The sequence below is a fragment of the Streptomyces sp. NPDC057302 genome (assembly GCF_042667685.1).
Classification (GTDB): Bacteria; Actinomycetota; Actinomycetes; order Streptomycetales; family Streptomycetaceae; genus Streptomyces.
This window is the reverse complement of record NZ_JBHUZJ010000003.1, coordinates 123,979-136,410: the sequence shown is the minus strand read 5'-3', so window position 1 is coordinate 136,410 and position 12,432 is coordinate 123,979. Positions and strand designations below refer to the sequence as shown.

General features: G+C 69.9%; 16 protein-coding genes. All 16 read left to right on the top strand.

Annotation, left to right across the window (positions count from 1 at the left end; translation table 11 throughout):
• Positions 1-2: 2 nt before the first annotated feature.
• The 16 genes from ACFUPX_RS03670 (at position 3) to ACFUPX_RS03595 (ending at position 12,426) form a co-directional block, all read left to right on the top strand.
• Positions 3-377, top strand: a complete 375-nt coding sequence (locus ACFUPX_RS03670) for an HK97-gp10 family putative phage morphogenesis protein (RefSeq protein ID WP_383315270.1) — start codon at positions 3-5, stop codon at positions 375-377.
• Positions 378-382: 5 nt separating this feature from the next.
• A complete protein-coding gene (locus tag ACFUPX_RS03665; protein ID WP_383315266.1) occupies positions 383-595 on the top strand; it encodes a hypothetical protein in 213 nt (70 codons plus the stop codon).
• Positions 592-993, top strand: coding sequence for a DUF3168 domain-containing protein (locus tag ACFUPX_RS03660; RefSeq protein ID WP_383315262.1), 402 nt, complete (start codon positions 592-594; stop codon positions 991-993). Before ACFUPX_RS03665 ends, ACFUPX_RS03660 begins: the two co-directional genes overlap by 4 nt.
• Positions 994-1,005: 12 nt before the next feature.
• Positions 1,006-1,428 (top strand): phage tail tube protein, encoded by a 423-nt coding sequence (locus tag ACFUPX_RS03655; RefSeq protein ID WP_383315257.1) that lies wholly within the window; start codon positions 1,006-1,008, stop codon positions 1,426-1,428.
• On the top strand, positions 1,428-1,736 hold the full coding sequence (locus ACFUPX_RS03650) for a hypothetical protein (protein WP_383315254.1): 309 nt from the start codon (positions 1,428-1,430) through the stop codon (positions 1,734-1,736). Before ACFUPX_RS03655 ends, ACFUPX_RS03650 begins: the two co-directional genes overlap by 1 nt.
• Complete coding sequence (locus ACFUPX_RS03645; protein WP_383315251.1) at positions 1,736-2,101, top strand: hypothetical protein; 366 nt, start codon at positions 1,736-1,738, stop codon at positions 2,099-2,101. The genes ACFUPX_RS03650 and ACFUPX_RS03645 overlap by 1 nt, the downstream gene beginning before the upstream one ends.
• A gap of 59 nt (positions 2,102-2,160) precedes the next feature.
• Entirely contained in the window at positions 2,161-2,448 is a 288-nt protein-coding gene (locus tag ACFUPX_RS03640; RefSeq protein ID WP_383315248.1) for a DUF4035 domain-containing protein, read from the top strand.
• Positions 2,449-2,489: 41 nt separating this feature from the next.
• A complete protein-coding gene (locus ACFUPX_RS03635; protein WP_383315245.1) occupies positions 2,490-4,607 on the top strand; it encodes a hypothetical protein in 2,118 nt (705 codons plus the stop codon).
• Between the two features lie 10 nt (positions 4,608-4,617).
• Positions 4,618-7,938: a hypothetical protein gene (locus ACFUPX_RS03630; RefSeq protein ID WP_383315242.1), complete on the top strand. Its 3,321-nt coding sequence runs from the start codon at positions 4,618-4,620 to the stop codon at positions 7,936-7,938.
• Positions 7,939-7,950: 12 nt separating this feature from the next.
• A complete protein-coding gene (locus ACFUPX_RS03625) occupies positions 7,951-9,567 on the top strand; it encodes a right-handed parallel beta-helix repeat-containing protein (RefSeq protein WP_383315239.1) in 1,617 nt (538 codons plus the stop codon).
• A gap of 63 nt (positions 9,568-9,630) precedes the next feature.
• A complete protein-coding gene (locus ACFUPX_RS03620; protein ID WP_383315235.1) occupies positions 9,631-9,846 on the top strand; it encodes a hypothetical protein in 216 nt (71 codons plus the stop codon).
• Entirely contained in the window at positions 9,846-10,610 is a 765-nt protein-coding gene (locus tag ACFUPX_RS03615) for an N-acetylmuramoyl-L-alanine amidase (protein WP_383315231.1), read from the top strand. The genes ACFUPX_RS03620 and ACFUPX_RS03615 overlap by 1 nt, the downstream gene beginning before the upstream one ends.
• A gap of 9 nt (positions 10,611-10,619) precedes the next feature.
• Positions 10,620-10,874, top strand: coding sequence for a holin (locus ACFUPX_RS03610; RefSeq protein ID WP_383315228.1), 255 nt, complete (start codon positions 10,620-10,622; stop codon positions 10,872-10,874).
• Between the two features lie 8 nt (positions 10,875-10,882).
• Positions 10,883-11,302, top strand: coding sequence for a hypothetical protein (locus ACFUPX_RS03605; protein WP_383315225.1), 420 nt, complete (start codon positions 10,883-10,885; stop codon positions 11,300-11,302).
• Positions 11,302-11,574 carry a hypothetical protein gene (locus ACFUPX_RS03600; protein WP_383315222.1) on the top strand — a complete coding sequence of 91 codons (273 nt, stop codon included), beginning with the start codon at positions 11,302-11,304 and terminating at the stop codon, positions 11,572-11,574. The genes ACFUPX_RS03605 and ACFUPX_RS03600 overlap by 1 nt, the downstream gene beginning before the upstream one ends.
• Positions 11,575-11,697: 123 nt before the next feature.
• Complete coding sequence (locus tag ACFUPX_RS03595; RefSeq protein WP_383315219.1) at positions 11,698-12,426, top strand: DUF6879 family protein; 729 nt, start codon at positions 11,698-11,700, stop codon at positions 12,424-12,426.
• The last annotated feature ends 6 nt before the right edge of the window (positions 12,427-12,432 follow it).

Genomic DNA, 12,432 nt, shown 5'->3' with positions numbered 1-12,432 from the left:
CCGTGGCCCGCCGCTCCCGCCTGGAGGGCCTGGGCCGCGCCCTGCGCGCCATTGAGCGCGTACCCGAGGCGATGCGCGAGGCCCGCACCGAGACGCTGCACGAGTGGGCCGAGGACGTGCAAGGCGCCGCCGAGGAGAAGGTGCCTCAGCGCACCGGGAACCTGTGGGGCGCCCTGGACCACCGGGTCACCGAGCAGTACGGGCGGGCCGAGGTCGGCGTGTGGGATCCCGACCAGCTGGAGTACGCCCTGTATGTCGAGAAGGGCACCAGCTCGATGGCCGATCAGCCCTACCTCGTCCCGGCGTTCAACGAGCACCGCCGCCAGGTGACGCGTACCTACCGGGCCGCGGTCCGCCGGCGCCTGGGCGGGGGGTGAACAACATGGCTGATACCCCTACTCAGATACGCCTGCCCGTCTACATGCGGCTCGGCGACGAGGGCCGCGAGCAGCTGGTGGGTTACATGACCTGGGACCTGGTGAAGGGTGAGGGGTCCTCGGATCTGGCCCGCCTGGAGACGGCCTATCCGCAGATGATGGACGAGAGCCCTGAGCTGCAGGCCCTGGGCGTCGTGCGCGAGGAACGCCCCTCGTGACGGCCGCTCTGTGGCCGCTGCAGCAGGCCGTGTACGCCAAGGCCATCGGCCACGCGCCCCTGATGGCGCTCGTATCGGGGGTGTACGACGAGGTCCCCGAGGATGTCGCCCACCCCTACGTGTCGCTCGGTTCCATCACCGAGAACGTGGCCGACGCCCATAACCAGCGCGGCCTCGACGTCCTGGTGGTGCTGCACGTGTGGTCCAAGTACCGCGGCTTCAAGCAGGCCGCGCAGATCCTGGCCGCCCTCGACGCCGCCCTCGATCGCCAGCCGCTGGCCGTCGCCGGATTCCGTGACGTGTCGATCGCGCACGAGCAGCACCAGGAACTGCGCGACCCAGACCCCCAGATCAGACACATCAACGTCAGCTTCCGCGTGTGGCTGACCAAAGCGTAAGGAGAACAGGCCATGGCTGGTCTGGACGCTTTCGGCACCCAGCTGCAGCGCGGCGACGGCGCCACTCCCACCGAGGCGTTCGCGCCCATCGCGAACGTCACCGAGATCACCCCGCCGGGCATCGAGCGGGAGACCTACGACGTCACCGCGCACGACAGCGAGGACGCCTGGCGGGAGTTCATCGGCGGCCTGAAGGACGGCGGCGAGGTCGAGATCGAGGTGAACTACGACCCCCGCGAACACGACGGCTTGATTTCCGATTTCGCCGACGCGCTGCCCCGCTCCTACAAGGTCGTGTGGCCGGGCACGCTCGGCGAATGGGCGTTCAAGGCCCTCTTGACGAACTTCGAGCCCGAGGCCCCGCACGACGACAAGCTCGCCGCCAGCCTCACGTTCAAGGTGTCGGGCAAGCCGGTCATGACCGTCGGGGCCTGATGGACGAGGAGACCGTCTACGACGCCGATACGTGGCCGGTCGTCGCCTGCAGCGAACGCCGTTCGGAGCTCTGCGACTGGCTGCGCGCCAACGGCGTCGACCCCACGGCCGTTCCCGTGGGCGAGGACGTCACCATCGAGCCGCTCACGCTCGGCGGCGAGCGGGCCATTCATTACACCGTCCTGCTGCGCAACGCAGAGGGGCACTTCTACCGCGACGAGGACACCGACGGGGCCGCACAGGCCGCTTGCATGGTGCCGCTCGTCGCCCAACCCCCGCCGCACTGGCTGGGCAAGGAGAGCAGCTGATGACGTACCTGTCCGCAGAGCAGATCCTCGGCGCCAACGATCTCGTATACGAGGACGTCGAGGTGCCCGAGTGGGGCGGCACCGTGCGCGTGCGCGAGATGCCTGGCACTGAACGCGACAAGTTCGAGGCCCAGTTCATCGGCAAGGACGGCGCCTCGGTGCGCATGGAGGGCCTGGACGGGTTCCGCGCCCGGCTGGCCGCCGCCACCATCGTCGACGAGCACGGGAAGCAGGTGTTCCGCTCGGCGGCCGAGGCGAAGCGACTGGGAGAGAAGAGCGCGACAGCCCTGCAGCGTGTCTGTGACGTGGCGATGCGGCTGTCCAAGATGAGCGAGGACGACGTCAAGGAGCTCGCGGGAAACTGAGGGCCCGGCCACAGCGGCAGTTCTACTTCCGCCTGGCCGGGCACCTCGGCGCCCGCTCCGTGCGTCACCTGCTCGCCGACATGGGCGCGGCCGAGCTCGCCGAATGGCGCGCGTTTGAGCAGATCACCGGACCCCTCGGCGGCGCCCGCGGGGACATCCAGGCGGCCGTCATCGCCTCCGCGATCGCTGCGGCCAACCGCGGCAAGAACCAGCGCATGCCGCCCCTGTCGGACTTCATTCCGCGCTGGGATCGCGTGCGCGTGCGCAAGACCCCTGAAGAGCTGTTCAAGGCCGCCATGGCCGCCCACACCGCGCTCGGCGGCGAGGTGAACGTCCGGGACAACTAAATATCGCGAGGGGGTGATGGCCTGTGGCCACCCTCGCGAGCATGACGGTGCGGCTGGGCATCGACACCGACCAGCTGCGCGCCGGCGCCGAACGCGCCAAGTCCACGCTGGCCGGACTGGGCAAGATGGTGGCCGGGCTCGGTGTCGGCGTACCGGCGGCGGCTGCAGTTGTCGCCGGGGTGGGCGGCATGGCCGCCGCTTTCGCCTCGGCCGGTCTGGCCGCGAAGGCCTTCCAGCTTGCGGTGGGCCCGCAGATGGAGTCCGTCGCCGAGGCGGCCTCTCTCGCCGAGGAGGCAGAGAAGGCCGCCGCCGCCGGGGCCGAGGACGCTGCGGAGAAGCAGAAGGCCTATACCGACGCGCTGGCCGCGATGCCCCCGCACACGCGGGCGATGGCCAAGGAGTTCATCGGCCTCAAGAAGGACTACAGCGCCTGGTCCGACTCGCTGTCGTCCTCGACCATGCCCGTCTTCACCAAAGGCTTGCAGGTCGCGCGGCGGCTGCTGCCGCTGCTCACCCCGTTCGTCAAGGAAGCCTCCAAGGCGTTCGGCGCGTTCGTCGACGAGATCGACCGCAGCACCAAGGGCAAGGGCCTGGACAAGTTCGCCGAGTCCATGGCCAAGGTCGCCGGACGCAACCTGAAGTCGCTCCTGTTCGGCCTGAAGAACATTGCGGTCGGCATCGGCGGGATCATCAAGGCATTCCTGCCGCTGTCGACGACGATGTCCGGTGGCTTTGAGGAGTCCACCGCCGCGTTCGCCAGATGGGGCCAAGGCCTCGGCAAGAGCGAGGGGTTCGCGCAGTTCATCGCCCTGGCCAAGCAGGGCGCGCAGACACTGGGCACCCTCGCGCAGGCCACGATCAAGCTGCTCGTGGCGCTGGCACCGCTGATCGGGGTGGCCGCCACGGTCGCACTGACACTCGCGCGCATCATCAACGCCCTGCCCCCGTCGGTGGTGCAGGCCCTGGCCACCTCGATCCTGGTCGCGGTCGTCGCGTTCAAGACGTTCAAGGCCGCCTCCAACGCCGTCGATACAGCCTCGGCTCTGATGAACTCCCGGCTCGGGATGCTGGCCCGCCGCTACCTGGCCACCGCGGCGACCAGCGTGAAGGCCGCCGCACGGATCGCGGTGGCAGCCGTCGCCAACGCCGCACGTACTGCCGCCGCGTGGGCGATGGCCGCGGCGCGGATGGCCGCCACCTGGCTGGTGCAGATCATCCGGGTGGCCGCGGTGACCATCGCGCAGTTCGTGATGATGGCCGCACGAGCCATCGCCTGGGCCGCGATCATGGCCGCACAGTGGCTGGTGGCTTTCTGGCCCATCGCGCTGATCATCGCCGCAATCATCGGCCTGGCCATCCTGGTCATCGCAAACTGGGACAGGATCAAGGCGGCAACAGTCGCCGCCTGGAACGCCGTGTGGGCCGCCGTGCAGGCCGCCGTGAACTGGGTCCTGACCGGGGTGCGGCTACTCGCCCAGATTCCCGGCCTGGTGGCGGGCTGGTTCGGCGACATGAAGACCCGCGCCGTGGCCCAGGCCATGGCACTGGTCGGCTGGGTGCGCGGCCTGCCGGGCCGGATCCGCTCGGCCCTGGCCAGCCTGCTCGGCATCCTGCGCAGCTCGGCGACAAACGCCTTCAACGCCTTCCGCTCCGCAGCGTCCTCGCGGGCCTCCGCGTTCATCTCCTGGGTACGCGGCATGCCGAAACGGATTTCCAGCGCCATCGGCTCCCTGTCCGGGCTGCTCGTCTCCAAGGGGCGTGACGTGATCCGCGGCCTGTGGAACGGCATCAAGGGCATGGGCTCCTGGCTGAAGAACCAGCTGATCAACTTCGCGAAGTCGATGATCCCCGGACCGATCGCCGACGCCCTCGGGATCGGATCCCCCTCCAAGGTCATGGCCAAGGAAGTCGGCCGCTGGGTACCGCCCGGCATCGTCCAGGGCGCCGAGGACGCGCAGCCCGCCATGCAGCGCTCCCTGAGCGACCTGGTCGACGTGCCCGGCCTGACCGGCATGAACCGCCGCAGTTCAGCGGGCGCCGCGGGCCAGCGGGTGGACGTGCGGATCACCGTGGACGGGCCCGAAGCCGTCAAGCGCCTCATCCGCTCCATCGTCACCGTGGACGGCCGCGGCGACGTACAGACCGCCTTCGGCCGATAAGGAGGCACCCGTGGCGTTCCCCAGCACCCCCCTCGACATTCGCACCGAGCTGTACCTGGGCGGCGTGTGGACCAACATCAGCGCCGACGTGTACGTGCGCGACGTGAAGGTCATCGACGTGGGGCGGCGCGACCAGGGCGCCCGCACCGACCCCGGAAAGCTGTCCCTGACCATCAACAACAGGTCCGGCAAGTACTGCCCGCGCAACGCCATGAGCCCGCTGTACGGGCTCATCGGCCGCAACACCCGCGTGCGCCTCTCGGTGCCCGGCACCACCCGCTACCTCGAACTGCCCGGCAGCGCGGACGCCTTCGCTACGACGCCGGATACGGCCGCACTGGACATCACCGGCGACCTCGACCTGCGCATCGAGGCCGAGGCCAACTGGTACGGGCCCGGCGCCCGCACGCTGCTCGGCAAATGGGACGCGGCGGCCGGGCAGCGCTCCTACCTGATGCGGCTGCAGGACGGCGCCCTGTACCTGACCTACTCCACCGACGGCACCGCCGCCGGAAGCTTCTTCCACTCCCGGCCCCTGCCCGCGCTCCCCGAGCGTGCGGCCCTGCGCACCACACTGGACGCCGACGACGGAGCGGGCGGCCACACCGTCCGCTTCTACTGGGCGCCCTCGCTGGCAGGCCCCTGGGTGGAGTTCGCGGACCCGATGACCCTGGCGGGCACCGCCCCCATCTACGTCAGCACGGCCGCCCTGTCCGTGGCGCCGGCCGATCTGACCGCGTCGCTTCCTCGGCCGCCGATCGAGGGCCGCGTGTACGCCGCAGAGGTGCGCTCCGGGATCGGCGGAACCCTCGTCGCCGCACCGGACTTTGCGGCGCAGGCGACCGGCGCGACCGGCTTCACGGACGCGGCCGGACGGGCTTGGACGCTCGCCGGGACCGCGAGGATCTCAGACCGCGCGGAACGCTTCGTCGGCGAGATCGCGGCCTGGCCACAGAAGTGGCAGCCCGACGGCTCCGACGTGTGGACACCCGTGGACGCGGCGGGCATCCTGCGCCGCTACGGGCAGGGCGCCAAGCCGCTGGACTCGACGCTGCGCCGCCGCATCCCCTCCGGCAACCCGCTCGCGTACTGGCCGATGGAAGAGGAGCGCGAGGCCACCCGCGCCTACTCGCCGATCAAGGGCGTTCAGCCCGCAGCGGTCACCGGCCTGGAGTTCGCCGGCGCCGACACGCTCCCCAGCTCGCGCGCACTGCCCCAGCTCGGCGCGGCCGCCACCCTGTCCGCGATCGTGCCCAGCCACCCCACCCCCACGCAGTGGCAGGTCGAGTTCGTCTACACCGCCGACGACAAGGCCCCCGCGGCAGCCGAGCCTCACCCGGAAATCGTCTCCATCTCGGCCACCGGCACGGTGCGCCGCTGGTCGGTAGGCATGCGCAACGGGTCCGGGCGCGTGTACGGCTACGACTCGTCCGGGACGGCCATCGTCGACCAGCTCGTCGGCCTGGGCTCCGACGTCTTCCACGGCTGGGTACGCCTGCGTTTCTGGGCGCGCGAGGCTGCCGGGACCGTCACCTGGGGCCTGTTCTTCCAGGACCCCGGAGGCGACGCGGGCGGCATCAGCCGCACCGTCACCGGCACCACGGGACGCGTCACCGCCGTCACCGGCAACTGGGGTGCGGCCACCGAGGGCTGGGCGATCGGACACCTCAGCGTGCTGCCCGTCGCCGAGTCGCCGCTGTACACCGGATCCGACAACGCGTACTCCGGTGAGACTGCGTGGGCGCGCATGCTGCGCCTGGCCACCGAGGAGACCATCCCGATGGCCCGCATCGCCGGACCGCTTCCCCCCGAACGCGTGGGCCCGCAGCGCCCCGAGACCCTCGTCGACCTGCTGCAGTCGGCGGCCGAGGTCGACGGCGGCCTGCTGATCGAATCCCGCACCCGCCTGGGCCTCATCTACCGCGACCGCTCCACCCTCTACACCCAGGAACCCGCCCTCACCCTCGCCTACGACGCCCCCGGCCTGGCCGCCCCACTGGAGCCGGTCGACGACGACGAGGCCACCCGCAACGACATCACCGTCACCCGCACCGGCGGCAGCTCGGCGCGCGCCGTCCTCGAGGAAGGCCCACTGTCGGTGCAGGACCCGCCCGACGGGATCGGCTTGTACGACGAGGCCCTCACGCTGTCGCTGGCCGACGACGTCCAGGCCGAGCCGCACGCGTATTGGCGTCTGCACCTGGGGACCTACGACGGGGCCCGCTACCCGACGGTGTCCGTCATGCTCCACAAGGCCCCGCAGCTGATCCCCGCCGTCCTCGCGCTGCGCGAGGGCGACCTCATCCGCCTGACCGGGCTGCCCCCGTGGGTCTCCCACGACGACGTCGACCTGATCGTGCAGGGCTGGCACGACGTCCTCGACCTGCAGAAGTGGGACATCGATTTCAACTGCTCGGCGGGTGGGCCGTGGATGACCGCCAAGGCCGACCACGCGGTGTACGCGAAGGCCGACACCGATGGGTGCGTGCTGGCCGCGGCAGCGACCGATACGGCCACCGCTCTGGACGTGGTCAGCGCGGGCCTGCCTTGGACCACGAGCCCGGCCGCGCTGCCCATCCCGCTGAAGCTCGGCGGCGAGGAGGTGTCGGCCACGGCCATCGCGCCTCTGGCCGACACCTTCACGCGCTCCGTGGCGTCCGGCTGGGGCACCGCGTCGGGCGGGCAGGTGTGGGCAACGGCCGGCGGATCGGCGTCGGATCGCTCGGTGGACGGGGCCCGCGGCGTGGTGACGATCCCAACAGCCGTCTCCACGGTGCGCTTTCAGACCCTGGTGGCCGGGGTGCAGGACTGCGAGGTCCGGTGCCGGTTCCAGGCCGGGCAGGTGTCCACCGGGGCCAGCCTCGTGCCCTCGGTGCTGCTGCGCTACGTCAACGCCAGCACGTACTACCGGGCTCGGCTGCACTTCGCCACGGGCGGCGAGCTGTACCTGTCGGTCACCCGTGACACGACGCAGGTGGGCGGGACACCGCAACTGGCCGGGACCTACGTGACGGGGGACGAGTACGAGTTCCGTGCCCGTATCGACGGCCACCGCATCCGCCTGCGCGCATGGAAGGTCGCCACGGCCGAGCCCGCCACCTGGCAGCTCGACGTCACGATCACCGCCAACCTCATCGCCGAGGGCGCCGTGGGCCTGACGGCCTCCGGATTCGCAGGCAACACCAACGTCAGCCCCGTTCTGCGCTTCGACAACTTCGAGGTGGTCGGCGGGCAGCGGCTCACGGTCGTGCGGCACGTGAACGGCGTGACCAAGCCGCATCTGATCGGGACCGCCGTTCGGCTCGCCCGTCCGGCGATCGCATCCCTGTAAGGAGGGCCCGCCTTGGCTACCCCGATCGAGCAATGGTTCCCCGGTGACGACATCACCGCGGGCCGCCTGGAGGCCATGAATCAGCGCAGTTGGCTGATGGTCACCAACTACGGCGCGGACGCGTCCGGGAATATCGACGCGGCAGCCGCCATCCAGCTTGCACTGAACGCCGCTCGGGATGTGGGCGGCGCCTGGGTCCTGGTCCCGCCCGGCGTGTACCTGATCGGGCAGACCCTGCGGATCTACGGGAACACCCGGCTCACGTTGATGGCGGGCGCGGAGTTCCGGCGGAACGTCGCCGGAACCATGCTGATCAACGGTGATTCGGGCCAAGCGTTCGGCGGGTACACGGGGCACTCTCGGATCATCATCGAGGGCGGCCTGTGGAACATGCGCGGCACCACGGTCGGGCTCACCGGCTCGGCCATGTGCATCTCGATCGGGCACGCCAAGGACATCGTCGTCCGGGACCTGGAGATCCGCGACCTTCCGGGTTTCCACGGTATCGAGCTCAACTCGACGACCCACGGCACGATCAGCGGATGCCAGTTCAGGGGCTATGTCGATCCGGGTGGGAGAGATTTCTCCGAGGCCGTGCAACTCGACCTCGCCAAGAGCGTGGACGTGTTCGGCGGCTTCGGCCCCTACGACCACACGCCGTGCGAGGACATCCTGATCACGGGCTGCCACTTCGGCGCTTCGGGGACCGCAGGCACGACGGCGTGGCCGCGTGGGATCGGCTCGCACTCGGCGACGATCGGCCGCTGGCACCGCCGGATCAGGATCTCGGACAACAGCTTCGAGGGGGTCCTTCAGTACGCGGTCAGTGCGTACAACTACGAGGACTGCACGATCGTCGGGAACACCTTCGTCGCTTGCGGCTCCGGGGTGCGGCTGCGCACGGTGATCCTTTCGGACCCGGAGGACACGAAGGACGTCAACGGCAACCCGACCGGCGCCTCCCAGAACATGCGCAACCTCACGGTGTCCGGCAACAGCTTCCGGGGCGGGCTGGCCTACGACGAGCCGATCATCGCGCTCGGCGAGGTGTCGGGCACCATCCTGAACTTGGCGATCACCGGCAACACGATCGACGGCAGCACCTCGTCACAGGCTGGAATCCGGCTGCAATACGTGTCCCGGGCGGCGGTCGGCGACAACGTCATCGCCAACACCGCGGGCACCGGTATCAGCACGGAGGACGGCAACAACCTGCTGATCAGCAGCAACATCGTGTGGACCTCTGGGGCGCACGGAATCACGATGGTCACCACCGACAACTCCGAGATCATCGGCAACCACATCCGGGACCCTGCGAACTCCGGGATCCTCGTCCAGGGCGGCACGGACATCCAGATCCGCACGAACTTCGTGGACGGCGCCAACCGCGTCGCCTCAAGCGCCTACGGCATCCGCGTCTCCACCAACCCGGTGGCCATCGCCATCAGCGGCAACAAGAGCCGCCCCGGAGCGAGCGCCACGAAGGCCGTGCGCGGCCTGTCCATCTCCAGCGGCACCGGCATCCACCGCTTCGGCAACGACATGCGCGGCACCTGGTCCGGCGCCGGCGGAACCGGCATCGAGGACGCCTCGACGTCCCCGAACACGACAGCGACCGACATTCAGTAACCCCCTGCACCTCTGCACGCCCCGCGCCGCCTGGCCGGGGCTTTCCTCATGTCTGGAGTTCCCATGGCCGATCCTTCCGTCCCGCCGATCCTCCGCTACTTCACGTTCGGGCATCTACCCGAACACTTGAGGGCGGTATCCGCCCCGTTCGCCGATCTCGCGAACCAACTGGTGGAGGCGCTGCCGCCCGGACCCGAGCTCTCTGTGGCACTCCGCAAGTTGCTGGAGTCCAAGGACGCCGCCGTGCGTGCCGGGCTCGACTCGCAGGGCGGCCGCTGATGGCCCCGCCGCTGTCCGCAGGATCGTTCCTCGACGCGCTGCGCGACGAGGGCGTGACCGTCGTCGAGGTCGGTGACTGGCGCGACCACAACCGCAACCACAAGGGCGCCTGGGGGCCCGTGCACGGCGTGATGATCCACCACACCGTCACGTCTGGCTCGGCGCGCACCGTCGCCATCTGCCGCGACGGACACCCCACCCTGCCCGGCCCGCTCTGCCACGGCGTCATCACCAAGGACGGCCGCGTCCACCTCGTCGGCTACGGCCGCGCCAACCACGCGGGCCTGGGCGACGACGACGTGCTGCAGGCCGTCATCGCCGAGCGTGCGCTGCCGCCGGACAACGAGGCGAACACCGACGGGAACCGGCACTTCTACGGCTTCGAGTGCGAGAACCTCGGCGACGGCGAGGACCCGTGGCCCGCCGCGCAGCTGCTCGCCATCGAGCTGGTCGCCACGGCGATCTGCCGCAAGCACGGATGGACGGTCCGCTCCGTGCTCCGTCACCTCGACTGGCAGCCCGGCAAGGTCGACCCCAGGGGGGTCGACTGGGCGGCGATGCAGGCCCGCATCACCAAGCGCCTGAAGTCCAAGCCGGGCACGGGCACCAGCACGTACACCGTCCGCAAGGGCGACACCCTCTCGACGATCGCCAGGGCCAAGCTCGGCGACGCCGCGCGCTGGCGCGAGATCGCCAAGCTGAACAACCTCCCGGACCCCGACGAGCTCAAGGTCGGCCAGAAGCTCAAGCTCCCCAAGAAGTGAGGTAACTCGATGACGACTGCAGCCTTTTGGAAGGCGACGTTCGAGCGCATGGTGCGCACGATGGCCCAGGCCACCCTCGGCGCCGTGAGTGCTGACGGGCTGGGCATCGTGGATGTCGACTGGGCCGAGGCGTTCTCGGTGGGTGGCCTCGCCGCGGCCTTGGCGCTGCTCACCGCGATTGCGACGAGCGGCGGCACCACTGGCCCCGGCATCACCGAGACCGTCGCCGCGCCGAGCACCCCGCGCGGCCCGACGAGCCTCTGATGTGGCGCGTGGCGGCGCGGCCGGCGTTCTCGCGCCGCCGCGCCTTTCTCGTCACCGTCGGCGTCGGCTGGGCTCTCTACGGCGGGCTGGGCATCGTCGACAACCCGCGTTACGGCACCGCGCGCGGCCTCGTCGATGTCACGCGGTACGTGCCTCTCGACGTCCTCGGGTGGATGTGGGTCGCCTGCGGGATCGCCGCTGCCCTCGCGGGCCTTGTCGTGAACTGCCCCCGGCTGCAGGCTGCGGGGTACACGGCGCTCGGTTTCCCCGCTGGCCTGTGGTCCGGCGCGTTCACCGTCTCGGCGGCGACCACGTACCCGGAAGCAGTCGGATCGGCCTGCGGCTGGGGGGCGTTCACGATCGGCGTCGTCCTCGTCTCGGGGATGGATGACCCGCTGCCGATCCCGTTCAGAAAGAGAGGCCGCTGATGGACGTGGGGGCGATGGCCGCGGCTGGTGTGGCCTTGCTGGTGGGGCTGCTGACGTGGACGCAGTCGCGCGCCACGAACCGGCGCTCGGACTTCACGACGATCGCGAACGAACTGCGTAAGGATCTCGTGGACGAGCGCACGCAGCGCAAGCTCCTGACCAGCTACGTAATCGAGATCTGGCGATGGGCCAAGCGCGTGGGTCCTGATACTCCCGCTGGCCCCGCGCCCGAGCCACCGGCAGACCTCGACCTCACACCCTGGCGTCCATGACCTGGCCCCCTGCGCTGCCCACACGGCAGCGCAGGGGGCCTTTCGTCATGCCCAGATGCCCTCTTGCGTGTAGTCCGTCGGGGGCTACGGTGCGAGCGTCCACCCACCACGAAGGGGAACGCCATGACGCGACGCCTGTGGAAAGTCGGCACCAACAGCGGCAACAACGGATGTCCCACCCTGTACGAAATCCCCGGCACTGATCGGTACGTCGTCCAAGGCGACCGACTGACCGATGCGGGCGAGCTCGGCCAGCTCGATAACCTGACGGCTGACGAGGACGCTGTCACGGTGCCCCGCGAGCTGCTCGCCAACTTCAGCCCCAAGGAGCCCGCGCACGTGCCGCAGTTCATCACCTTCGACGAGTTCGACGGCATGTTCACCAGCTTCAAGCACTCCGCATGGCGGCTGGAGACCCGCCGCCGGTACGCGTTCGACGAGGAGCAGGACACGTATCGCCAGTTCCTCGAGGAGGGACGCGTCGACTGGGACCTCGAGGACCCGTGGTGCGTGGAGCGTCGCGAACAGTCCGCGCTCGGGAAGCGCTTCGAGCGTGTGCGGATCCTGGATGAGCCGCCGACCGATGGTCAGCGGTACCTCCTCGACAACGCCCGCCGCAACAGCGCCGCGGGCGAGGACATCCGGGTTCTGCCTCGCAGCCGGGCTGACGAACTCCGGCTTCCCCGTGAGGACTTCTGGCTGTTCGACTCCCGAGTAGTGGCCCTGCTCCATCACGATGAGGCCGACATGATGACCGGCGTCGAGCTGATTACGAACCCTGTCGAGGTGCTCCGGTACGCGCAGGCCCGTGAAGCTGCCTGGCACCACGCCATCCCGTACGACCAGGCGTAGCGGGTA

What these genes read in the sequence shown, in the direction of transcription:
- ACFUPX_RS03620 (WP_383315235.1), top strand. Translation starts at nt 9,631, where the DNA reads ATGGCCGATCCTTCCGTCCCGCCGATCCTCCGCTACTTCACGTTCGGG.
- ACFUPX_RS03665 (WP_383315266.1), top strand. Translation starts at nt 383, where the DNA reads ATGGCTGATACCCCTACTCAGATACGCCTGCCCGTCTACATGCGGCTC.
- ACFUPX_RS03635 (WP_383315245.1), top strand. Translation starts at nt 2,490, where the DNA reads ATGACGGTGCGGCTGGGCATCGACACCGACCAGCTGCGCGCCGGCGCC.
- ACFUPX_RS03600 (WP_383315222.1), top strand. Translation starts at nt 11,302, where the DNA reads ATGGACGTGGGGGCGATGGCCGCGGCTGGTGTGGCCTTGCTGGTGGGG.
- ACFUPX_RS03595 (WP_383315219.1), top strand. Translation starts at nt 11,698, where the DNA reads ATGACGCGACGCCTGTGGAAAGTCGGCACCAACAGCGGCAACAACGGA.
- ACFUPX_RS03655 (WP_383315257.1), top strand. Translation starts at nt 1,006, where the DNA reads ATGGCTGGTCTGGACGCTTTCGGCACCCAGCTGCAGCGCGGCGACGGC.
- ACFUPX_RS03610 (WP_383315228.1), top strand. Translation starts at nt 10,620, where the DNA reads ATGACGACTGCAGCCTTTTGGAAGGCGACGTTCGAGCGCATGGTGCGC.
- ACFUPX_RS03645 (WP_383315251.1), top strand. Translation starts at nt 1,736, where the DNA reads ATGACGTACCTGTCCGCAGAGCAGATCCTCGGCGCCAACGATCTCGTA.
- ACFUPX_RS03650 (WP_383315254.1), top strand. Translation starts at nt 1,428, where the DNA reads ATGGACGAGGAGACCGTCTACGACGCCGATACGTGGCCGGTCGTCGCC.
- ACFUPX_RS03615 (WP_383315231.1), top strand. Translation starts at nt 9,846, where the DNA reads ATGGCCCCGCCGCTGTCCGCAGGATCGTTCCTCGACGCGCTGCGCGAC.